This window comes from Planococcus sp. RAB007_Raresut, assembly GCF_057369535.1.
Map to the genome: position 1 here is coordinate 1 of NZ_JBXYIF010000196.1, position 252 is coordinate 252.

At 48.8% G+C, this 252-nt stretch carries 1 protein-coding gene; it reads right to left on the minus strand.

Annotation, left to right across the window (positions count from 1 at the left end; all coding sequences use genetic code 11):
- On the minus strand, positions 1-252 hold a 252-nt coding region (locus AC2Q9J_RS18255), incomplete at both ends, for a DEAD/DEAH box helicase (RefSeq protein WP_499042138.1).

The window sequence follows — 252 nt, forward strand, 5'->3', positions numbered from 1 at the left end:
GTGTAGCCGACGTAGCGATGAATTGAAGAGGTGTTTGCTGTTCGACCTCGGTCCGGAGCCGTCGAAGCAACATAGCGACTTCCGCCCCGGTCGCACCATCATACGTATGGGCTTCATCGAGTACAACAAAGCGCCAATGATCTCGGTAGTGCCCGGAAAATAAAGTGTTATCTTCAGGACGCATCATTAAATATTCAAGCATGGCATAATTCGTTAACAAGATGTGTGGTGGGTTACGGCGAATTTCTTCTC